Below are 20,535 nucleotides of genomic sequence, written 5' to 3'. Positions count from 1 at the left end.
AAGGGGCCGTCCGATGACCACGCTCGACCTGCCGCCGGCCGCGGCGTCCGGGCCCACCGGGCCCACCGGGCCCGCCCCGGCCGTGGCCGACGAACCCCGCCCCGAGCAGAAGGTCCGGCTCGGCGGCGTCACCCGCGAGGACGTCCTCACCGTGGTCGGCGCCCTGGCCGGCTCGCTCGGGCTGGACTGGGTGATGTACGAGCGGGTGCTGCCGTTCAGCGGCGCGCTCGGCTTCCTGCTCTGCTGGTACGCGCTGTTCCTGGCGGGCTACTTCGCGCTGGGCCGGCTCCAGTGGGGCTCCATGATGGTGCGCGAGCGCCTGGTGTCCGTGGTCGCGTGGAGCGCCGGCATCCTGGTCGTCGCGCTGATCGCCGACCAGATCGGCTTCGTCACCAGCAGGGGCGTCGAGGCGGCGCGCCACCTGAACTTCTTCACCGAGTCGATGGAGAGCACCGGACCGCTCTCCCCGATCGACTCCGGCGGCGCGCTCGGCGCGATCGTCGGCTCGCTCGAACAGCTGGGCCTGGCAACGCTGTTCGCCGTTCCGCTGGGCATCGCCGCGGCGGTCTTCATGTCCGAGGTCGGCGGCCGGATGGCCAAGCCGGTGCGGACCCTGGTGGAGGCGATGACGGCGCTGCCGTCCATCGTGGCCGGGCTCTTCGTGTTCGGCATCGTGATCATCGCGCTCGACTTCGAGCAGAGCGGCTTCGCGGCCTCGCTGGCGCTCACCGTGATGATGATGCCGATCGTCACCCGGGCCGCCGAGGTGGTCATCCGGCTGGTGCCCGGCACCCTGCGCGAGGCCTCGTACGCGCTGGGCGGCAGCCAGTGGCGCACGGTGTGGAACGTGGTGCTGCCCACCGCCCGCCCCGGCCTGATGACGGCCGTGGTGCTCGGCATGGCGCGCGGCATCGGGGAGACCTCGCCGGTGCTGCTGACCGCGGGCTACTCCTCGCAGTTCAACGCCAACCCGTTCGTCGACCACCAGGTGTCGCTGCCGCTCTACATCTGGAACAACGTCAAGCAGCCCTACGACGGAATGATCGCGCGCGGCTTCGCCGCCGGCCTGACCCTGATGGCCGTGGTGCTGATCCTCTTCGTCGCCGCCCGGGTGCTCGGCGGCCGCAAGCCCGGCCGGCTGACCCGGGCGCAGCGGCGCCGCCTCGACCGGGACGCCCGCCGTCTTGAGGCCGCCGCCGCGGCCGCCGTCGCCCGTCCGTTCGCCAGCCAGCCGAAGAAGCACTGATGTTCCGTCCAACCACCCTCGGAACCATGGGAGTTCACATGTCCTGGGAGGCCGCAAGGCGCTCCGTGGCCCGACTGGCGGCGGGGCTGCTGTCCCTGCTGCTCGCCGCGGCCTCCCTGCTGCCGGGGCAGAGCACCCCGGCGTACGCGGCCTCGGTCGCCCTGTCCGCGGACGGCTCCAGCTGGGCCGGTCCGGCGATCGACCAGTGGCGCCAGGACGTCGGCCCGCAGGGCATCCAGATCAACTTCAGCCCGACCGGTTCGGCGGCCGGCCGCACCAGCTGGGCCCAGGGGAAGGACGACTTCACCGCCTCGGACGTGCCGTTCCGCTCGCAGGACGACACCGGGCTCAGCGACGACAAGCGCCGCAGCGGCGCCGGTACCAAGGAGGACCCGAAGTACGGCTTCTCGTACGTGCCGGTCACCGCCGGCGGTACGACCTTCATGTACAACCTGGTCGTCGGCGGCAAGCAGGTCCGCGACCTGCGGCTCTCCCCGCAGACCCTCGTGGACATCTTCACCAACAAGATCACCAACTGGAACGACCCGAAGATCACCGCCGACTACGGCAAGGCCCTGCCCAACCTGCCGATCACCCCGGTGGTCCGCTCGGACGGCTCCGGCGCCACCGCGCAGTTCACCCGGTGGATGCAGCACACCCACCAGGCGCAGTGGGAGGAGTACTGCAAGTCCATCAACGGCGTGCCCTGCGGTGACTACACCGAGTTCTTCCCGGCCTCCGGCCGGATGACCGCGCAGAGCAGCTCCGACACCGTGGCCGGCTACATCAAGGAGCCGACCAACAAGGGCACCATCGGCTACGACGAGTACGCCTTCGCCAAGCGCAGCAACTGGCCGGTCGTGAAGGTGCTCAACGCGGCGGGCTACTACTCGCTGCCGACCGCCTCCAACGTCGCGGTGGCGCTCACCGCGGCGAAGATCCGCGGCGTCGACGACAACACCCCGCCGAGCGACCCGAACTACCTCCAGCAGAACCTCGACGGCGTCTACACGATGCCCGACCCGCGCGCCTACCCGATCTCCAGCTACAGCTACCTGATCGTGCCGAGGGCCGGCACCGACCTGCCGGTGCAGGCCCGGTTCACCCCCGAGAAGGGCTCCGCGCTCAGCCGCTTCCTGGCCTACGTGCTCTGCGAGGGCCAGGGCGAGGCGGACGGCCTCGGTTACTCGCCGATCCCGCGCGGCCTGGTCAGGGGCGGACTGCTCCAGACCAAGAGCATCCCGGGCAACGCCAGCCCGGTGAACCCGGACACCCTCGCCAACTGCGCCAACCCGACCTTCAACGCGGCCGGTGAGCTGACCGTGCTGAAGAACGCGCCGATGCCGCAGGAGTGCGACAAGAAGAACGCCACGGTCGGCTGCAACGGCCAGCCGGTGTCGGCCGGTTCGGGATCCGGCGGCACCGGCGGAGGGGCCGGTGGAAGCGGCGGCCAGGGCGGCAACGGCGGCGCCGGGGGCGGCGGCGGTACGGCCGGCGGCGCGGCCGGCGGCGACCCGAACGCCACCGGTGGCGCCGGAGGGGACCCGAACGCCACCGGCGATGCGGCCGGAGGGGACCCGAACGCCGCCGGAGGCACCGGCGACGGCACCGGAGACGTGATCGACCCGCAGACCGGCCAGGTGGTCGCCCGCGGCCGAGGCGGCGGCGCCACCGAGGTGGCGGCCAACGTGGTGGAGGTCAGCGGCAAGCCCGAGGACTGGATGCTGTCCTCGCTCACCGCGCTGGAACTGCTCGCCCTGGTGCTCATCCCGCCGCTGCTCGGCCGCCGGCTGCTGCACGGCCGCAAGGGCTCGGACGGCACCTCGTGACCGCCCCGGTGCTGGAGAAGCCGACCGCTCGGCCCGCGCCGGTGCCCGCCCCCGCGGGGCCCGCCGCCCCGGCCCGCCCCGCCGTCCCCGCCGGGCGGCGGCGGTTCCTCCAGGGCGCCTGGGCGGTCAGCCTGGCGGCCGCGCTGGTGCTCGGCTTCGTCGGGTTCCTGTTCACCCTCTCCAACGTCCAGGAGCGGCACTACCAGTCCACCGCGTACAAGACCTTCCGCGACCAGCTGGCCCGGGCGGTCGCCCCGACCGGCGCGGCCGCCGACGGCGAGCCGGTGGCGCTGCTGGACATCCCGGCGATCGGCCTGCACCAGGCCGTGGTGGTCGAGGGCACCACCGGCCGGGACCTGATGCGCGGCCCCGGCCACCGCCGGGACACCGCGCTGCCCGGTCAGCGCGGGGTCGCGGTGGTCTTCGGCCGCGGCGCCACCTTTGGCGCGCCGTTCGCCGCGCTGTCCAGGCTGCGGGTCGGCGACAGGATCGAAGCCACCACCGGGCAGGGCAAGTTCACCTACACCGTCAACGTGTACGGCGACGGCGACCACCCGATCGCCGACCCGGCCCGCAACCGGCTGGTGCTGGTCACCGGCGACTCCGACTGGATCCCCGGCTCCACCGTGCTGGTCGGCGCCCGGCTGGACGGCAACCCGGAGCAGAACCCCGGCGGCCGGCCCGCGACCGTCCCGTACGACAAGGCGCTGGCCGCGGACAAGGGCGCGCTGGCCGCGCTCCAGCTGTGGTCCCTCGGCCTGCTCGGGGCGGTGGCCGGCGCCCTGGTGCTGGCCCGGTACTGGCGGCGCTCGGCCGCGTACCTGAGCCTCGCGCCGGTGGTCGGCGCGCTGCTCTGGGCGGTCTACGAGAACGCCGCCGCCCTGCTGCCCAACCTCTACTGACGCGCGCCCGGAGGCTGCCCCGATGACCGACGCACCACTGACCACCCCGGCGACCGACCCGGTCGCCGACACCATCACCCTGCCCCCGGTCGCTGTCCCGCCTCCCGTGGGCGGTGAGGCGCTGGCCGGGCTGGAGACCCGGGACGTCTCCGCCTGGTTCGGCAGCCGCAAGGTGCTGGAGCGGGTCTCGCTGGCGATGCCGGCCGGCGAGGTCACCGCGCTGATCGGCCCGTCCGGCTGCGGCAAGTCCACCTACCTGCGCATCCTCAACCGGATGCACGAGATGGTGCGCGGCGCCGCCCTGGCCGGGGAGGTGCTGCTGGACGGCGACGACGTCTACCGGCCCGGCCGGCGCCCCGCCGAGGTGCGGCGCCGGATCGGCATGGTGTTCCAGCGGCCCAACCCGTTCCCGGCGATGTCCATCCAGGACAACGTCTCCAGCGGGCTCAAGCTGGCCGGGATCAAGGTCTCCAAGGAGGAGCGCCGGCACCTGGTGGAGACCAGCCTGCGCCGGGCCGGACTCTGGGACGAGGTGTCCACCCGGCTGCACACCCCGGGCGGGGCGCTCTCCGGCGGACAGCAGCAACGCCTGTGCATCGCACGGTCGTTGGCCGTCTCGCCGGACATCCTGCTGATGGACGAGCCGTGCTCCGCGCTCGACCCGACCTCCACCCGGCGGGTCGAGGAAACCATCGACGAACTGCGCGGGCGGCTCACCATCGTGATCGTCACCCACAACATGCAGCAGGCCCAACGCGTCTCGCAGAGCTGCGCGTTCTTCCTGGCCACCCACGACACCCCGGGGCGGATCGTCGAGGCCGGGCCGACCGAGCGGATCTTCGGCAACCCGAGCGACCAGCGGACCTCGGACTACGTCAACGGCCGCTTCGGCTGAGACAGTTCGAGCAGCTGCTCCAGCACCGCCGCGACGCCGTCCTGCTCGTTGCTCACCGTGTGCAGCGGCACCGCCGCCAGCACCCGCGGATGGGCGTTGGCGACGGCGTACGCGGTGCCGGCCCAGGCCAGCATCTCCAGGTCGTTCGGCATGTCGCCGAAGGCCACCACCTCGCTCCGGTCGATCCCGTGCCCGGCGCACCAGCGGGCCAGCGTGCTCGCCTTCGTGACGCCGGGCGCGCTGATCTCCAGCAGCGGGATCGACGCGGAACGGGTGATCTCGGCCAGGTGCCCGGCGGCCTCCCGGGCCTCGGCGAGGAACTTGTCCGGGTCCAGGTCCGGGTGCTTGGCCAGCAGCTTGAACAGGCCCCGCACCGGCCCGCCGGCGCCCAGCAGCTCCTCCGCCGGGCCGACGTAGTGCTCCAGCTCGTCGCCCCACATCGGCACCGAGTAGCCGGCCTCGCGGGCCCAGCCGGCCGGGTACTCGAAGGCGAACGCCGTGCCGGGCAGCTTGGCCCGCAGCACCTCGACCACCGCCAGGGTCGTCTCCACCGGCAGCGGGAAGGTCTCCAGCAGCTCGCCGCGCCGCACGTCCACCACCGCGCCGCCGTTCGAGCAGATCGCCACCCCGTGGCCGCCGATGTGCGGGCTCACCTGCTGCATCCAGCGCGGCGGGCGCCCGGTCACGAACACCACCTGCACCCCGGCCGCCTCGGCCGCCGCCAGCGCGGCGGCGGTGCGGGCGGTGACGGTGCCGCCGGAGCAGAGCAGGGTGCCGTCCAGGTCGGTGGCGACGAGACGGGGCGCGGTACGGGGTTCGGTCACCGCTCCATCTTCGCCCATCGGCCGCCGATGCCGTGATCAAGCCCTTCCTACGCCCTTTTCCGGCCGATCCGCCCGCCCCCGCGGTGGCCGCCCGGCTACGGCGGGCATGAACCGGCCACGGCCATCCCGTCGGCAGGAAGAGCCATGCCCACACGCCAGCTCCGTGACCAGCCGCCCCAGACCGCCCACCCCGACACCCCGACCGCGCCGCGCCTCGACACCTCGCGCGACCCGGTCCTGCTCGGCGACGTCCTCTTCCACACCCTCGCCGACCTCGCCCGCCGCACCCCCACGGCCCCCACCCTCCCCACCCAACGCACCCGTCCCCACCCGTAGCGGGCACCCGCTCCGCCCGCCGGCGCGGGCGGAGCGGGGCCGCCGGTCAGGAGTGGAGGCGGTTCAGTGCGGCGGTGACGAGGCCTTCGACCTGGGCCGGGGTGTCGGTGGGCCGGCCGGTGAGCTCGACGACGGCGACCTTGTCGCCGCTGCGCAGGACCGCGGCCCCGCCGCTGGCGCTGCCGTCGCCGTTGTAGGCCAAGTACCAGTGGGCGGTGCCGCCGGTGGTGGCCAGGGTGTGGGTCGCGCCGTAGTACCAGTGGCCCGCGGGCTCGTTCTGGCACTCCTGGACGAGCCCGACGAGCTGCTGCTCCCAGGTGTCGGCCGAGGTCCCGGTGGGGGCGCTCGCGGCCGACTCCCTCAGCCGGCCGTCGGTGTCGAGGGTCCAGGTCACGGACGCGTACCCGGTGGCCGTGCCCTTGGTCAGGTCGCGCATCGTCGTCTCGCCGGAGCACGCGGACAGCCCCTCGCGTCCGGTCAGCGAAATGGTCGCGCCGACCGGGTTCAGCCCCTGCGGGAAGTCCTGGCTCTGGACCAGCTGGGCGGAGCCGAGTCCGGACGCGGCGACCGCGACCGAGGCCGGGCGGGCGGGCTTGTGCGCGGCCCCGTCGGCGGTGGCCGACTGGGTGCCGACGACGCTGACCGTGATCAGTGAGGCGGCGAAGCAGGCCGCGGCGGCGAGCCGGTTGCGGCGAACGGACTTCTGCTGGACGGTCTGGTTCTCGGTCATCTGGTCCCCCTGCTGGTCGGGACGCCTGCTGCGTCCTCGTACAACCGGGGAGATGCCGCCGGGGAGGGGAAAGTTGGAGCCCCGACCGGCTGTTTCACAGCTGTGACAGAGCGGTCCTGACGACGCGGTCCATCGCGGCCGTCCCCAGGCAGGCATCGACCTCCAGCACCCCGTAGTGGCTGCCGCTGCGCAGCACGGCGACGCCGCCGCAGGGCTCCTTGCCCTCGGGCGCCGTACCGGTGGTGTTGAGGTCGCCCTGGTAGCTGCCCATCCAGTTCGCGGCGACGTCCGGGGCGAGCCGCACCGTCGTGGTCCTTCCGTAGACCCAGTGCCCTGGCGTCGACTCCTGGCAGGGCACCTGCTCCAGCAGCAGGCGGTCGGCGGCGTTCTGCGCCAGGGAAGGGCTTCGGGTCTCGGCGACGGTCTCGCGGGCGACCTGGCCGTCTCTCTCGGCGGCCACCGTCGGGTCGTCCGGGGACGTGCGGGTGCTGGTCATCAGTCCGCGGAAGTGGGCACCGCGCCCGCCCAGGGTCTGGATGAGGGTCTTCTCGCCGGTGCAGGCCGCATTGGCGTAGGACCCGTCGCCGTACCGGTCGGTGACGTGGATCCGCCCGGGGTCGACGTCCGGGCCGAACGCCGCCGGTCCCAGCAGGTTCGCGGCCGTCACCGGCCCGGTCGCACCGGTCGGCGTGGCGGAGCCGGAGGCCGAGGACTCGGACGTCGGGACGGACCCGCCGGGCGTCGCGAGGGCGGACGCCGCCGGGTGCGTGGTGGCGCCGGGAGGCGGTGGCAGGAGGAATCGGCCGGTCGCCAGCCCGAGCGCGGCCGCGGCCACCAGGGCGGCGACGGCGGACCGGCGCCGGACGACGGCGTGGCCGCGGCCCGCCGCGGGACCGTCGTTCACCGGCCGGTGACCAGGCGCTCGCGCATGAAGCGGCGGGCCTGGTGGATGCGGTCCTTGACCGTGCCCAACGGAACGTCCAGCTCCTCGGCCACCTGGACGTAGGTCAGGTCGCACAGGTCGCGCAGCACGAAGGCCTCCACCAGGGTGGGGTGCTGCCGTTCCAGCGCGGCCAGCGCCTCCATCAGGTCGAGCCGGGTCCCGGCGATGACGCTGGTGGTGCGCGGGTCGACGGACTCGGGGAGGTCGGCGTGGCTGTCCTCGGCGCGCCGGCGCATCGAGCGGTAGGTGGACCGGGCGGCGTTCGAGGCGATCACCGTCACCCAGCCCAGGAAGGAGCCGTGGCCGCCGTACTCGCCCAGGTGCGTGCTGATGGACAGGAGCGCGTCCTGCGCGGCCTCCTCGGCGTCGGCGTGGTGGGGCAGGAAGCGCGAGCAGCGGCGCAGCACCACCGGTCGCAGTTTGGCCAGCAGGTACTCCGCCGACCCCGGCTCCCCGGCCTGAGCGGCCGTCACGAGCCGTTCCAGCTCCCCGTCCTCGAACACCCGGATCCCCCCGATTCGTCCCGCCCGGCATCCCGTTCGTCGAACGGGAGTTCCGTACACCCCTCGACTCCGGCAGAATGCTGCCACATGCGCAAGCTCGGCCGTTACCTCCTCGTGGAGCGGCTCGGAGCCGGCTCCTTCGCGACGGTCTGGAAGGCCTACGATCCGGAGCTCGACACCGAGGTCGCGGTGAAGGTGCTGGCCGAGAACTGGGCCGCCAACGCGGATGTGCGGGAGCGGTTCCTGGCGGAGGCGAGGCTGCTGCGCCGGATCGCCAGCCCGCGGGTGGTCCGGGTGCACGACGTCGGGGTGCAGGAGGACCGGCCCTACTTCGTCATGGACTACGTACGCGGCGGCACCCTGGCGGACCGGGTCGGGCAGTGCGATCCGCAGGAGGCGCTGCGGCTGGCCGCGGAGGCGGGCTACGCGGTCCAGGTCCTGCACGAGGCGGGCGTGGTGCACCGCGACGTCAAACCGTCGAACCTGCTGTTCGCCGCCGACCCCGCGCCCGGCGCGGTGCTGGTGGCGGATCTGGGCAGCGCCAAGCGACTGGCCGACGCGTCCGGGCTCACGGTGACCACGGGCACGCCCGCGTACATGGCACCGGAACAGGCCTTCCAGACCGGCGGGTTCGACGGGAGGGCCGACGTGTACGCGCTGGCCGTCGTGACCTACGAGCTGCTGACCGGGCAGAAGCCGTTCGGCCCGGGCGGACGCGCCACGGCCCTGATGGCCGACTGGCAGACCGCCTCGACGCTGCCGGCGCTCCCGGCCGGGGCGGAGCTCCCGGCGAACGTCGCCGTGCTGCTGCGGACCGCGATGTCCGTCGAGCCGGCGGACCGACCGCCGACCGCCCAGGCCTTCGCGGACGCGCTGCTGGCCCCGGTCCCGCAGCCCCAGCCCCCGGAAGGCCCCCGGTGGCCGACCATGCGCGCGGTCTGTCTGGCGGCGGGCGCGGTGTTCGCGGCGACGACCCTGCTGAGCTGGCTGCCGCGTTGATTCCGCGGCGACGATGACGGCGGTCCACCCGTCGCTCTCGCCGACCATCCGCACGCGGGCGCGTAGGGTCGGCGGCATGCGACTGAGCACTGTGATCCTTCCCGTCCACCGGTGGGGCGAGGGGCAGAAGATCTGGCGGCGGGCCGAGGAGTTGGGCTTCCACGCCGCGTACACCTACGACCACCTGAGCTGGCGCTCGTTCCAGGACGAGCCGTGGTTCGGCTCGGTGCCGACGCTGACGGCGGCGGCGTGCGCGACCGAGCGGCTGCGGCTGGGCACGCTGGTGACCTCGCCGAACTTCCGGCACCCGGTGACGCTGGCGAAGGAGCTGATCACGCTGGACGACGTGTCCGGCGGGCGGCTGACGCTCGGCATCGGGGCCGGCGGCACCGGCTTCGACGCGACGGCGCTCGGGCAGCGGGCGTGGTCGCCGAAGGAGCGGGCGGACCGCTTCGGGGAGTTCCTGCCGCTGCTGGACGAGCTGCTGACCAATGACGCCACGACGCGCGAGGGCACCTACTACTCGGCGGTCGAGGCCCGCAACATCCCCGGCTGCGCGCAGACCCCGCGGGTGCCGTTCTACGTCGCCGCGGCCGGCCCGCGCGGGCTGGGGCTGGCCGCCGAGCACGGGCAGGGCTGGGTGACGTACGGCGACCCGAAGGGCCCCGCGAACGTGCCCGTCGAGCAGGCGCCCGGCGTGATCGCGCGGCAGATCGAGAAGCTGGCGGAGGCCTGCGAGGCGCGGGGCCGGGACGTGGCCGAGCTGGAGAAGGTGCTGCTCCAGGGTTCGACCGCGGAGAAGCCGCTGGAATCGGTGGACGCCTTCGTCGACTGGGCGGGGACGTACCGGGAGCTCGGCATCACCGAGCTGGCGATCCACTGGCCGATCCCGGATTCGATCTATGCGAACGACCTCGACGTCTTCGAGCGGATCGCCACCGAGGGCCTCGCCCAGCTGGGTTGAGCCCCCTCCCGTCGGCGGCGGTGTCGGCGGGGGCGGCTAGGATCTGGGCGATTTCCCGGGGGAGTGGTTCTGGAGTCGCGTACTTCCCATGCCCCGGCCGCGTGTGTCGAGTCCAAGACGAAGGACGGCATGACCAGAGACATATCCCGAGGCCGCCGGCTGCGCCGGTCCACCGCTGTCGCGCTGTCGGCGGTGACCGGCATCGCCGCGGCGGGCCTCGTCGCCCCCGTGGCCTCGGCCGCCACCCCGCAGGCCGACGCCATCACGATCGGCGACGTTTCCTTCCAGAGCCAGCTGACGCCGGCCGGGGGCACCGCGCCGGTGTCCTTCCCGGTGTCCGACGCGATCGCGATCTCCAAGGTCACGGTGACCGCGCACGGCCCGGGCGCCCAGGGCTGCGCGCCGACGGCCTCGGCCACCTTCCCGGACGGCACCCTGTCGACGGCGGTCTCGCTGAACCTGCCGTTCGCCGCCGCCGCGGCCACCCAGGGCCCGAGCGGCGCGGTGCCGACGGGCTGCCAGCCCGGCCTGTACGCGCTGGAGATCGCCGTCACCGACGCGAACGGCACCCACAGCTACGGCGCGGCCGGCACTCCGCTGGCCAAGCCGCTGGACATCTCGGTGGGCAGCGCCGGCACCTACGTGTCGATGGCGCCGCAGCGTCTGCTGGACACCCGCAACGGCACCACGCTCCGGGGCCGCGGCGTCACCACGCTGAAGGTCGCCGGCACCGCGGGCATCCCGGCGAACGCCGTCGCCGTGGTCATGAACGTCACCGCGGTCGACGCGGCCGACACCGGGTTCGTCACCGTCTACCCGGCCGGCCAGTCCGCCCCGATCACCTCCAACCTGAACCACACCGTGGGGCAGACCATCCCCAACGCGGTGACGGTCCAGGTCGGGGCCGGCGGCGCCGTGCAGATGCTCAACGGCTCGGACGGCAACCTCGACCTGATCGCCGACGTCACCGGTTACTACGTCCCGGACACCACCGGGGCGGTCTACACCGGCTTCACCCCCAAGCGGGTGCTGGACACCCGGGCCACCCACGTGCCGGCCCGCGGCACCGTCACGGTCAACCTGTGCAGCCAGGCCCGGATCCCGTACGACGCCACGGCAGCCGCGCTCAACGTGACGGTCACCGACCCGAAGGGCGTCGGCTTCCTGACCGTCTACCCGCACGGCCAGGCGCTGCCGAACGCGTCGAGCCTCAACTTCGCCACCGGGCAGACGATTTCCAACATGGCGGTCGCCCAGCTCGGCAGCGGCTGCATGGTGGACATCTTCAGCTCGGCGTTCGCGCCGGTCGACATCGTGGTCGACGCCGCGGGCTACTTCGTCCCGGACACCAGCGGCCAGACCACCGACGGCGTGCTGGTCACCGGCGCCCCGGAGCGGCAGTACGACACCCGCGTGGACAACCGCCCGCTGGCCGGCGGTACTTCGCTGCTCGGCTGGGGCATGAAGCCGAGCACCTGGGGCATCGGCTCGCTGCTGCTCAACGTGACGGTCACCAACCCGACCATGGACAGCTACGTCACGGTGTACCCCGACGGCGCTCCGGCGGACTCGGCCCCGACCGGCGTCGGGCTGCCGGACGCCTCGAACCTGAACTTCACCAAGGGCCAGACCATCCCCAACATGGTCAACGCCACGGTGGGGGCCAACGGTTACGTGGACACCTTCAACCACGTGGGCAGCACGGACGTGGTGATCGACATGTTCGGCTACTACACCACCGGCGTCGGCGCGAAGGCCGCCGCCACCGCCAAGTCGGCCGCTCCGGCGCCGTCGGCGGCCGGGAGCACCCCGCTGGTGAACCCGCTGCGACGGCCGATCGCTCCGGCGAAGTTCGCCGACCGCCCCTGATCCCGGTCCTGGCCTGAGCGCGATCCCGTTCGACGGGTGCCACCTCCTGGAGGTGGCACCCGTCGCCGTTTCCGGGCGGTGCGCCGCCGTGCCGCCGGTGCGCTGTCGGAACGAGGCGCTAGTCTGTCGGCCGCACCGATGATCTGATCATGTGTTACCACGGGGGGATCCTTCGTCATGCCTTCTTCCAGCTCCAGCAGACTGCTCGTCGCCGCCCTGGCCGCCACCGCCGCGCTCGGCCTGGCGGCCTGCGGACCGGACAACTCCTCGGACCAGGGCGCCGGAAGCGGGTCGGCCACCGCCACCACCGCCCCGACGAGCGCCGCCCCGGCGGGCACCGCCCCGACCGGAGCGGCCTCGGCGAGCGCCGCGCCCACCGGCAAGCCCGGCGCCAAGCCCAGCGGCAAGCCGAGCGCCAAGGCCTCGGACGAGCCGGAGGGCTTCTGCACCTCCGACCCGCTGCCCGCCGGGCAGAAGTGGGTGATCCCGGGCAAGGCCACCACCGCGACGACCCTGGTCTACAAGGAGACCAAGGACGCCTGCGGCATCAACGACGTCATCTTCGAGCCGGTCGGCGCGGACAAGAGCGCGCCGTTCGCGGCCACCGTCAAGATCCACCTGAACTCGGTGATGGTCCCGTCGAAGGACGTCAACGCGGCCGACCTGGCGAAGCACGTCAGCGAGTGCATCGCCGATCCGGCCGCCAGCAAGGGCGTCTACCCGTGTGCGGGCGGCGGCGACTACAAGGTGACGCTGGACGCCTCCGGCAAGGTCACCGACCTGTGGGAGCGCCCGCACAGCTGATGCGACGTCAGGAGCAGCGCCGAGCCGCTCACTTCACGGTGAGCTGCTCGGCGCCTCCGGTGCAGCCGAGCCGCGTCCGGGCGGCGCGCTCGGCGAAGCCGCCCGCCACCTTGCCCATCAGCTCCCGGCCGGGGCCGTCGGCGAGCAACTGCCCGTTCGCGCCGTTGAGTTCGACGACGGCCCGGTAGCCGGTGCCCTTGCCGTCCAGCGTGCACTGGAACTCGGCCGCGCCGAGGCTGTCGCCGCCGGCCCGCACGCCGCCGAACGACGCCTCGGCGATCAGCAGCCGCCCGTCCTCGCCGTTGACCGAGCACCGGATGGAGGCCGGGGTGGTCTCGTCCGCCTTCCGGAACTCCGTGTGCACGTAGACCCGGGGAGCACCGCCCAGCACCTTGGCGACCTCCGGGCCGTCCAGCAGGCCCCCGCACTCGCCGTGCGTCAGGGCGACGGTAGGCGGCCGGTAGGCGGTGTGGTCGAGGTAGAGGTGCCAGCCGAGCAGGCCGCCGCCGAGCAGCAGCGCGGCCCCGCCCGCGATCACGGCCCTGGGGTGCTTCATGAGCACTGTTCCTTCCTCGGCTCGTCCAGCGCGGCCCGCGCGAGCTGTTCGAGACCGGCCTGGAGGCCGTCGCCGGGGGTGCGGACGGCCTCCCCGGCGACGATCTCCAGCTCGAAGTAGTCGTTCGTCTTGTTCTTCCCGGTCAGGCAGTTCGCGGCCACGGCGGCGCCGCCCGGCCACGAGGCGCCGAGGCCGGTGTCGAAGGGGCGCGCGTCCGGATGCTTGGCGACCTCGGAGGGCATGGCGAGTCCGCCCTGGCGCCCGACGGACGTGAGGGTGAGCACGGTGCGCCCGTCGATCCGGATGACGCAGCTCCGCGGGTCGTGGCCGAGGACGGAATCCGTTCGTTCCTCGGAGTCCTGGTCGCCGTCCGGCAGCAGTCGCCCGAGCGGGGTGTCGGGGCCGGTGGGCAGCCGGCAGAGGTACGCCGACCGGCCCGGGCCCTCGACCGGGCGGTGGTCCTGCCAGTCCCGGTAGCCGACGAACCCGGCGGCGGCCACCGCCACCACCAGCACGCCGGGCAGCACCAGGGGGTCCTGGAGCCGCCCGGCCCACCGGTTCGCCAGGAACCGGCCCCAGCGAGTGGCGAGGCCGCTCACGCGTCGCCCTTCTGGTTGGTGCTGACGTTGTTCGCCGTCCCGCGCGACATGCCCTGGAGGGCGCTGTCCCGGGCGCTGTTGGCGAGCCGGTCGAGGTCCTCGCGGGAGATCGCGGTGCCGGAGCCGGCGTCCCGGACGGCCTGGTCGGCGCCCTTGGCCACCCGGCCCTCGGCCTCGGCGGTGTGGTCGCGGCTCTCCTGGCGCCCGTCCTCGGTGGTGTCGTGCTTGTTGGCCTCGATCACGCTGTCGGCGATCTCGTCGACCAGCGCGCCGGCGATCTCGCCGCCGAGCGGGATCTTGTCGGTCACCGAGCCGATGACGGCGTTGAAGGCGTCCTTGCCGTAGCCGACGTTCTTCTCCAGCGCGTCGTTGAACTCCTTGTCGGAGTGGGCGTGCTGGTTCTGCACCTCGTCCACCCGGGCCTGGTTGAGGTAGCCGCTGACGACGCCGCCGGACTCGGCGTTGTGCTTGATGTCCGACTCCAGCCGGGCGAAGTCGGTCTGCCCGCTGTCCAGATGGCCGCGGATGAGCGCCGTGGTGTACGCCTGGTTGGCGTTCGTCACCGCGCCGTAGGCTTCCGGGTCGCGCCCGAGGGCGTCGAGCAGACCGGCCACGGACGAGGCGTTGAGGGTGGCCGGGGAGCCGTTGACCGGCAGGTCGTGCCCGTGCGAGAGGGAGTTCTGCACGTCCCCGATGTACTCGGCGGTCATGTGCCCGAGGCTGCCGCGCATCGCGGCGAGCTTGCCGTCGCCCTTGATGTCGTCCAGCGCGCCGTCGCCGCCGTGCCGGCCGAAGGTGTCCACGACCCGCTTCATCAGGTCGGACTGCTCGCCGGTGTGCGGGGTCGGCGGGGTGGGGCCCGGCTGGTCGTACGGGTGGCCGGTGGTGGCGGCCTCCAGGGCGCGGCCGAAGGCGGCCGGACCGGCCGCCTTGCTGGTGTCCCACACCTTGGGGTCGCGGGCGCTGGTGTCGGGGACCCAGTCCTTGTCGTGGGAGAAGTACGTGAAGTAGTCGGCGGGCTTGGGCTTGCCGCCCTGGTTGACCGTGCCGTCCTCGTTGTACGCGGTCGGATGGTCGGTGAAGAACTTGGTGGCGGCCTCCGGGCTGTGCGCGAGCGCGTCCAGGATGGCGGTGGTGGGGCGGAAGCCGGCGCCGGCCTCGGTGCCGCCGATCAGGTTGAAGCCCTGGATCGGGGAGCCGGGCATCGGGGCCGGCCAGTACCGGTCCTTGGTGTCGAGCTGGGTGACGTGCTCGGCGACCGGGTTGATGAAGTGGGCGTCGTAGTCGCCGTTCATCAGGATGCCGGAGAGCACCTGGTAGCCGTACGGCACGTAGTCCATGCCGGAGGCCCGGTAGGGCTTGTCCCAGACCGGCTGGGAGCCGGCCTTGCGGAAGGCGGCGTTCCATTCGTCGGACAGGTGCGGCTCGTTGGTGGTGCGGGTGGCGGTGGCCAGGGTGAGCCCGAGGTTCTTCTGGAGCTGCTCGTAGCCCTTCCAGCGGGCGGACTTGTCGTCGCGCGGGTGCGCCGGGTCGCCGACCATGGAGTTCCAGGTCTTGACCAGGCCGTCCGGGCCGAGGTCCTGGTAGAACTTGGTCGCGAACTTCGGGTCGTTGCCGTGCGAGTCCAACAGCGAGTTCAGCTCGACGAGTTCGGGCTCGGTGATGTCCCCGCCCTTGGCGGCGAGCAGGGCGGCGCGCTTGCCGTCCGCCTCGGGGCCGCCGCCGATGGCCTTGCCGTTGAAGGACTTCTGCGGGTCGGTGCCGCTGTCGGCGCGCAGCGCGTAGGCGATCCGCTCGTCGGCGGCGGTGGCCTCGGCGACGGCCGAGTCGATCGCCTTGCGGGCGGCCTCCGCCTTGTCGCCCCACTCGCGCTGGTAGTCCCGCATGGCCTCGTAGTCGTGCCGGGTGGCGCTGTCGGCCGGGGGCCAGCTGACGGTGCCGTTGTCGGTGACGGTCAGGCCGGCCGCCCGGGCGGCCGCGACCGACTTGTCCAGCTTGGCCTTGGCCGCCTTGAACTCGGTCGAGGCCTCGTTGAATATCGAGGCGAAGGCGTTGGCCTCGGTGACGGCGGCGGTCAGCTGCTCATTGGTGCGCTGGAGGCCGGGGCGCGCCTGGTCGGCCGAAGGGCCGGTCCAGCAGGCGGAGTTGACCTTGGCGATCACCGAGCTGTTCCAGTCGTTGTCCAACGACTGGAGCTTGAGGGCGACATTGGTCCAGGCGGTGGAGGCGGTGTCCAGGACGCCGAAGTCGGCGGTGCTGAGCTCGTGGAAGTCGACCATGACCGGGCTCCTCTCAGGCCGTGAAGCCGGCCTGCGTGGCCGACTCGTTGCGCTGGTAGTTGGCGGCGGTGGCGCGCAGCGCCTGGGTGGTCTGGCCGATGGTGCCGCCGAGCGCGGCGACGCACTCGTCCCAGGTGCTGGTGGCGCCCTGGGCGGCCTTGCCGGTGCTCCAGTTGGCGAGCGAGGTGGAGACCTTGGTGGTGGCCTCGTCGGCGGCCCGGCCGTCGGTGTTGAGGCGGCCGTGGATCTGGTCGGAGTTGTTCCCCGCGGTGGCGATCGCGTTGGGGTCGGCGGCGAAGCCGTCGCCGCCGCCGCCTCCGCCGCCCGATGCCGAGGTGGAGTTGATCCGGGTGCGGGCCGTCTCCTGGGCGCGGGCCTGGGCGGTCAGGTTGCCGTCCGCGTCGTAGGCCCAAGGGTTCATCATTCGGTCGAATGCGCTCGCCCGATCAGACATGTCGCTCGCTTCCCCTCCGTGCCGGCTCGCTGTTCCGGCACCCCCGTCGGCAAAGAACCCGTCAAGTAGGTCAAGATTTCGACAAAGGGTACAGGGGGCCTCCGCTTTTGCCGAACCCCTAGGGGTGCCGGGACCGGACGTCATACCGCAGCATCAGGCGGCCTCGTCATTCGAGCTCATGACCCGTACGGCACAAGCCCGTTACGTTGGTGAGCGTGTCCACAGCTGTCATCAAGACGGACGGCCTCACCAAGAGGTTCCCCCGTGTCACCGCCCTCGACCAGCTCACCGTCGAGGTGCGGCCGGGCGTGGTCGGTCTGGTCGGGGCCAACGGCGCGGGCAAGTCCACCCTCATCAAGATCCTGCTCGGGCTCGCCCCGGCGACCTCCGGCCGGGGCGAGGTCCTCGGCCTGGACATCGCCACCCAGGGCTCCGAGATCCGCGCCGGGGTCGGCTACATGCCCGAGCACGACTGCCTGCCACCGGACGTCTCCGCGACCGAGTTCGTGGTGCACATGGCCCGGATGGCGGGCCTGCCCGCCACCGCCGCCCGTGAGCGCACCGCCGACACGCTGCGGCACGTCGGCCTGTACGAGGAGCGGTACCGCCCGATGGGTGGCTACTCGACCGGCATGAAGCAGCGGGTCAAGCTCGCCCAGGCGCTGGTGCACGACCCGAAGCTGGTGCTGCTGGACGAGCCGACCAACGGCCTCGACCCGGCCGGCCGGGACGAGATGCTGGCGCTGATCCGCCGGGTGCACACCGACTTCGGCATCTCGGTGCTGGTCACCACCCACCTGCTCGGCGAGCTGGAGCGCACCTGCGACCACCTGGTCGTGATCGACGGCGGCAAGCTGCTGCGCTCCTCCTCCACCGCCTCCTTCACCGAGGTGACGGCCGTCCTCGCCGTCGAGGTCGGCGACTTCCCGGACGACCACTCCCGGGAGCCGGGCCCGGCGGTCCGCGAGCGGCTCGCCGCGGCCGGGCTGTCCGTCCAGCCGGAGGGCTCGCACCAGCTGCTGGTGCGGCTGGCCGACGAGTCGACCTACGACGCCATCCGCGACGCCGTCGCCGAACTGGGCCTCGGCCTGGTCCGGTTGGAGCAGCGCCGGCACCGGGTCGCCGAGCTCTTCACCGACTCCCAGGAGCAGACCGATCGACAGAGCAGGGGAGGGACGAACGATGCCGCTGCCTCCTGAGACCAGGCCCGTCGACACCGGCGTCATCCACGACATCGGCTACCGCGGCTACACCGGCCCCCGGCTCGGCCGCTCCTACGCCACCCGCGCGCTCTTCACCCAGAGCCTGCGCGCCGCGTACGGCCTCGGCCGCTCCGGCAAGTCCAAGGTGCTGCCGATGCTGGTGCTGGGCGTGGTCACCGTGCCCGCGCTGATCATGGTGGCGCTCTCGGTGGTGATGAAGCGCGACGAGCTGCCGATCGAGTACCCGGGCTACCTCTCCATGCTCAGCCTGGTGATCTCGGTCTTCCTCGCCTCCCAGGCGCCGGTGCTGCTCTCCCGGGACCTCCGCTACCAGACCGTCCCGCTCTACTTCTCCCGACCGATCACCCGCACCGACTACGTCCGGGCCAAGTTCGGCGCCATGGTCTGCGCCCAACTGCTGCTGATGGCGGCCCCGCTGCTGGTGCTGTACGTCGGCGCGCTGCTCGGCGGGATGGACTTCGCCCACAACACCGGGCACTTCCTGTACGGCCTGTGCGCGGCCGTGCTGTACGCCGTGGTGCCGACCTCGGTGGCCGTGGTGATCGCGGCCGCCACTCCGCGCCGGGGCTTCGGGGTGGCCGCGATCATGGGCTATCTGACGGTCAGCGCCGCGCTGGGGGCCATCGCGGTCGGCATCAGCGGCCCCAGCCGCACCGACACCGCGCAGTGGATGTCGCTGATCTCGCCCACCGACCTGGTGGAGTCCCTGGTCAACGAGCTGTTCGGGCTCGGCTACGGCCTGGACCGCCGGCACGCGCCGGGCGGCCTGGGGGTGCTGGTGTTCGCGCTCGTCGCGGTGGCCATGGTGGTCGGTTCGTACCGGCTGCTGCTGCGCCGCTATCGCCATGTCTAATTCAACTGCAGTGTCTGAGAGGGCGGCATGGCCACCATCACCATCGACAAGGTCTCCCGCTGGTTCGGGAACGTGGTCGCGGTCAACGACATCACCATGGAGATCGGGCCCGGGATCACCGGTCTGCTCGGGCCGAACGGCGCGGGCAAGTCGACTCTCATCCACATGATGAGCGGCTTCCTGGCCCCCTCCAGCGGTTCCGTCACCCTGGACGGCACGCCGATCTGGCGCAACCAGCAGGTGTACCGGCAGATCGGCCTGGTGCCCGAGCGGGAGTCGATGTACGACTACCTGACCGGCTGGGAGTTCGTCCTCGCCAACGCCGAACTGCACGGCCTGCCCCAGCCGGGCGCCGCCGCCGGTCGGGCGCTGGACCTGGTGGAGATGGCGTACGCCAAGGACCGCCGCACCGGCACCTACTCCAAGGGCATGAAGCAGCGGGTCAAGATGGCCTCGGCGCTGGTCCACGACCCGTCCGTGCTGCTGCTCGACGAGCCCTTCAACGGCATGGACCCGCGCCAGCGGCTCCAGCTGATGGACCTGCTGCGCCGCTTCGGCGCGGACGGCCGCACGGTGCTCTTCTCCTCGCACATCCTGGAGGAGGTCGAGCAACTGGCCCGGCACATCGAGGTGGTGGTCGCCGGACGGCACGCGGCATCGGGCGACTTCCGCAAGATCCGCCGACTGATGACCGACCGCCCGCACCGCTACCTGGTCCGCTCCAGCGACGACCGGCGGCTCGCCGCCGCGCTGATCGCCGACGGCTCGACCACCGGCATCGAGGTGGACGGGCGGGAGCGGGCGCTGCGGATCGAGGCGGTGAACTTCCAGGGCTTCACCACCCTGCTGCCCAGGGTCGCCCGGGAGGCGGGCATCCGGCTGTACACCGTCTCCCCGGCGGACGAATCGCTGGAGAGCGTCTTCTCGTACCTGGTCTCCGCGTGAGCGCCACCGCCAGGACCGCTGTTCTTGCCCAGGAAGGGGCCGACCGACCATGAACCCCACCGTCGCCAGGCTGACCCTGCGCGGGCTGCTGGGCCGCCGCCGCGGCCTGTTGCTGCTGGTGGCCCCCGCCCTGCTGCTGGCCGTCGCGGCCCTCGCGAGCGCGTCCAGCGCCGACGCGCACGAGACGGCCGACCGGGTCCTCGGCGCCCTCGGCCTCGGCACGCTGGTGCCGATCCTCGGGCTGGTGGTCGGCACCGGGGTGATCGCCACCGAGATCGACGACGGCTCGATCGTCTACCTGCTCGCCAAGCCGCTGCCCCGGTGGCGGATCATCACCACCAAGCTGGCCGTCGCGATCGGCGTCACCTGGCTGTTCTCGGTCGTCCCGACGCTGCTGGCCGGGCTGCTGCTGGTCGGCACCCAGGACGGCGTGGCGCTCGGCTACGCGGTGGCGGTGCTGGTCGCCGGGGCCGCGTACAGCGCGCTGTTCCTGCTGCTCGGCGTGGTCACCCGGCACGCGGTGGTGGCCGGGCTGGCGTACGCCCTGATCTGGGAGTCCACGGTCGGCAACTTCGTCCAGGGCGCCCGGACGCTGAGCGTCCAGCAGTGGGGCCGGGCGGTGGGGGAGGCGGTCGCGGGGCAGAACTCGATCAGCGCCGACGTCTCGCTCGCAGCGGCGGTGCCGCTGCTGCTGGTGGTCACCGTCGCGGCGACGGTGTTCGCCTCGGTGAAGCTGGCCGGGCTGACCCTGGCCGGCGAGGAGTAGGCCCCGTACCAGCACC

21 protein-coding genes are annotated in these 20,535 nt (G+C 72.8%); 13 read left to right on the top strand and 8 right to left on the bottom strand.

Features of this window, described 5'->3' with window-relative positions; all coding sequences use genetic code 11:
- The first annotated feature begins 13 nt into the window (after positions 1 to 13).
- Genes pstA through QWJ13_RS08530 form a run of 4 tightly spaced genes read left to right on the top strand, consistent with a single transcriptional unit; the run spans position 14 to position 4,872 of the window.
- Entirely contained in the window at positions 14 to 1,246 is a 1,233-nt protein-coding gene (gene pstA / locus QWJ13_RS08545) for a phosphate ABC transporter permease PstA (RefSeq protein WP_316522043.1), read from the top strand.
- Between the two features lie 26 nt (positions 1,247 to 1,272).
- Complete coding sequence (locus tag QWJ13_RS08540) at positions 1,273 to 3,075, top strand: phosphate ABC transporter substrate-binding protein PstS (protein WP_316522041.1); 1,803 nt, start codon at positions 1,273 to 1,275, stop codon at positions 3,073 to 3,075.
- Positions 3,072 to 3,977 (top strand): class E sortase, encoded by a 906-nt coding sequence (locus QWJ13_RS08535; RefSeq protein ID WP_316522040.1) that lies wholly within the window; start codon positions 3,072 to 3,074, stop codon positions 3,975 to 3,977. Before QWJ13_RS08540 ends, QWJ13_RS08535 begins: the two co-directional genes overlap by 4 nt.
- 22 nt (positions 3,978 to 3,999) lie before the next feature.
- Positions 4,000 to 4,872 carry a phosphate ABC transporter ATP-binding protein gene (locus tag QWJ13_RS08530; protein WP_316522037.1) on the top strand — a complete coding sequence of 291 codons (873 nt, stop codon included), beginning with the start codon at positions 4,000 to 4,002 and terminating at the stop codon, positions 4,870 to 4,872.
- On the opposite strand, the gene QWJ13_RS08525 is transcribed toward QWJ13_RS08530, so the two are convergent.
- On the bottom strand, positions 4,848 to 5,714 hold the full coding sequence (locus QWJ13_RS08525) for an HAD family hydrolase (protein WP_432277462.1): 867 nt from the start codon (positions 5,712 to 5,714) through the stop codon (positions 4,848 to 4,850). The genes QWJ13_RS08530 and QWJ13_RS08525 overlap by 25 nt on opposite strands.
- Positions 5,715 to 5,840: 126 nt before the next feature.
- Here QWJ13_RS08525 and QWJ13_RS08520 point away from each other — a divergent pair, with 126 nt between their 5' ends.
- Entirely contained in the window at positions 5,841 to 6,032 is a 192-nt protein-coding gene (locus QWJ13_RS08520) for a hypothetical protein (protein WP_316522034.1), read from the top strand.
- A gap of 46 nt (positions 6,033 to 6,078) precedes the next feature.
- Here the strand turns inward: QWJ13_RS08520 and QWJ13_RS08515 are convergent, their stop codons facing one another.
- The 3 genes from QWJ13_RS08515 to QWJ13_RS08505 form a co-directional block, all read right to left on the bottom strand.
- Positions 6,079 to 6,762, bottom strand: coding sequence for a hypothetical protein (locus QWJ13_RS08515; protein ID WP_316522033.1), 684 nt, complete (start codon positions 6,760 to 6,762; stop codon positions 6,079 to 6,081).
- A 94-nt stretch (positions 6,763 to 6,856) separates the two neighbouring features.
- Entirely contained in the window at positions 6,857 to 7,666 is an 810-nt protein-coding gene (locus QWJ13_RS08510; RefSeq protein WP_316522031.1) for a hypothetical protein, read from the bottom strand.
- Positions 7,663 to 8,208: an RNA polymerase sigma factor gene (locus QWJ13_RS08505; protein WP_316522029.1), complete on the bottom strand. Its 546-nt coding sequence runs from the start codon at positions 8,206 to 8,208 to the stop codon at positions 7,663 to 7,665. The genes QWJ13_RS08510 and QWJ13_RS08505 overlap by 4 nt, the downstream gene beginning before the upstream one ends.
- Before the next feature lie 87 nt (positions 8,209 to 8,295).
- On the opposite strand from QWJ13_RS08505, the gene QWJ13_RS08500 reads away from it, so the two are divergent.
- The 4 genes from QWJ13_RS08500 (at position 8,296) to QWJ13_RS08485 (ending at position 12,844) form a co-directional block, all read left to right on the top strand.
- Complete coding sequence (locus tag QWJ13_RS08500; RefSeq protein ID WP_316522027.1) at positions 8,296 to 9,207, top strand: serine/threonine-protein kinase; 912 nt, start codon at positions 8,296 to 8,298, stop codon at positions 9,205 to 9,207.
- Positions 9,208 to 9,283: 76 nt separating this feature from the next.
- Entirely contained in the window at positions 9,284 to 10,171 is an 888-nt protein-coding gene (locus QWJ13_RS08495; RefSeq protein ID WP_316522025.1) for an LLM class flavin-dependent oxidoreductase, read from the top strand.
- A 129-nt stretch (positions 10,172 to 10,300) separates the two neighbouring features.
- Positions 10,301 to 12,040, top strand: coding sequence for a hypothetical protein (locus QWJ13_RS08490; RefSeq protein WP_316522023.1), 1,740 nt, complete (start codon positions 10,301 to 10,303; stop codon positions 12,038 to 12,040).
- A 177-nt stretch (positions 12,041 to 12,217) separates the two neighbouring features.
- Entirely contained in the window at positions 12,218 to 12,844 is a 627-nt protein-coding gene (locus QWJ13_RS08485; RefSeq protein ID WP_316522020.1) for a hypothetical protein, read from the top strand.
- A gap of 28 nt (positions 12,845 to 12,872) precedes the next feature.
- Here QWJ13_RS08485 and QWJ13_RS08480 read toward each other — a convergent pair whose 3' ends face one another.
- The 4 genes from QWJ13_RS08480 to QWJ13_RS08465 are packed head-to-tail and all read right to left on the bottom strand — an operon-like array spanning position 12,873 to position 16,702.
- Positions 12,873 to 13,400 carry a hypothetical protein gene (locus QWJ13_RS08480; protein WP_316522017.1) on the bottom strand — a complete coding sequence of 176 codons (528 nt, stop codon included), beginning with the start codon at positions 13,398 to 13,400 and terminating at the stop codon, positions 12,873 to 12,875.
- Entirely contained in the window at positions 13,397 to 13,999 is a 603-nt protein-coding gene (locus tag QWJ13_RS08475) for a hypothetical protein (RefSeq protein WP_316522014.1), read from the bottom strand. The genes QWJ13_RS08480 and QWJ13_RS08475 overlap by 4 nt, the downstream gene beginning before the upstream one ends.
- Complete coding sequence (locus tag QWJ13_RS08470; protein ID WP_316522012.1) at positions 13,996 to 16,278, bottom strand: hypothetical protein; 2,283 nt, start codon at positions 16,276 to 16,278, stop codon at positions 13,996 to 13,998. The genes QWJ13_RS08475 and QWJ13_RS08470 overlap by 4 nt, the downstream gene beginning before the upstream one ends.
- A gap of 13 nt (positions 16,279 to 16,291) precedes the next feature.
- Entirely contained in the window at positions 16,292 to 16,702 is a 411-nt protein-coding gene (locus QWJ13_RS08465) for a hypothetical protein (protein WP_316522010.1), read from the bottom strand.
- Positions 16,703 to 16,947: 245 nt separating this feature from the next.
- Between QWJ13_RS08465 and QWJ13_RS08460 the strand changes: the two genes are divergently transcribed.
- Genes QWJ13_RS08460 through QWJ13_RS08445 form a run of 4 tightly spaced genes read left to right on the top strand, consistent with a single transcriptional unit; the run spans position 16,948 to position 20,519 of the window.
- Positions 16,948 to 17,931 carry an ABC transporter ATP-binding protein gene (locus tag QWJ13_RS08460; protein ID WP_316522008.1) on the top strand — a complete coding sequence of 328 codons (984 nt, stop codon included), beginning with the start codon at positions 16,948 to 16,950 and terminating at the stop codon, positions 17,929 to 17,931.
- The gene (locus QWJ13_RS08455) at positions 17,915 to 18,808 is read left to right on the top strand and encodes an ABC transporter permease subunit (protein WP_316522005.1); all 894 of its coding nucleotides are present in this window, start codon (positions 17,915 to 17,917) and stop codon (positions 18,806 to 18,808) included. Before QWJ13_RS08460 ends, QWJ13_RS08455 begins: the two co-directional genes overlap by 17 nt.
- A gap of 27 nt (positions 18,809 to 18,835) precedes the next feature.
- Positions 18,836 to 19,753 (top strand): ABC transporter ATP-binding protein, encoded by a 918-nt coding sequence (locus QWJ13_RS08450; RefSeq protein ID WP_316522003.1) that lies wholly within the window; start codon positions 18,836 to 18,838, stop codon positions 19,751 to 19,753.
- Between the two features lie 49 nt (positions 19,754 to 19,802).
- Positions 19,803 to 20,519, top strand: coding sequence for an ABC transporter permease (locus QWJ13_RS08445; RefSeq protein WP_316522001.1), 717 nt, complete (start codon positions 19,803 to 19,805; stop codon positions 20,517 to 20,519).
- Positions 20,520 to 20,535 lie beyond the last annotated feature (16 nt).

This window comes from Kitasatospora brasiliensis, from assembly GCF_032654805.1.
GTDB classification, from domain to species: Bacteria; Actinomycetota; Actinomycetes; order Streptomycetales; family Streptomycetaceae; genus Kitasatospora; species Kitasatospora brasiliensis.
The sequence above is the reverse complement of the archived record's forward strand: the minus strand, read 5'-3'. Positions and strand labels throughout refer to the sequence as shown.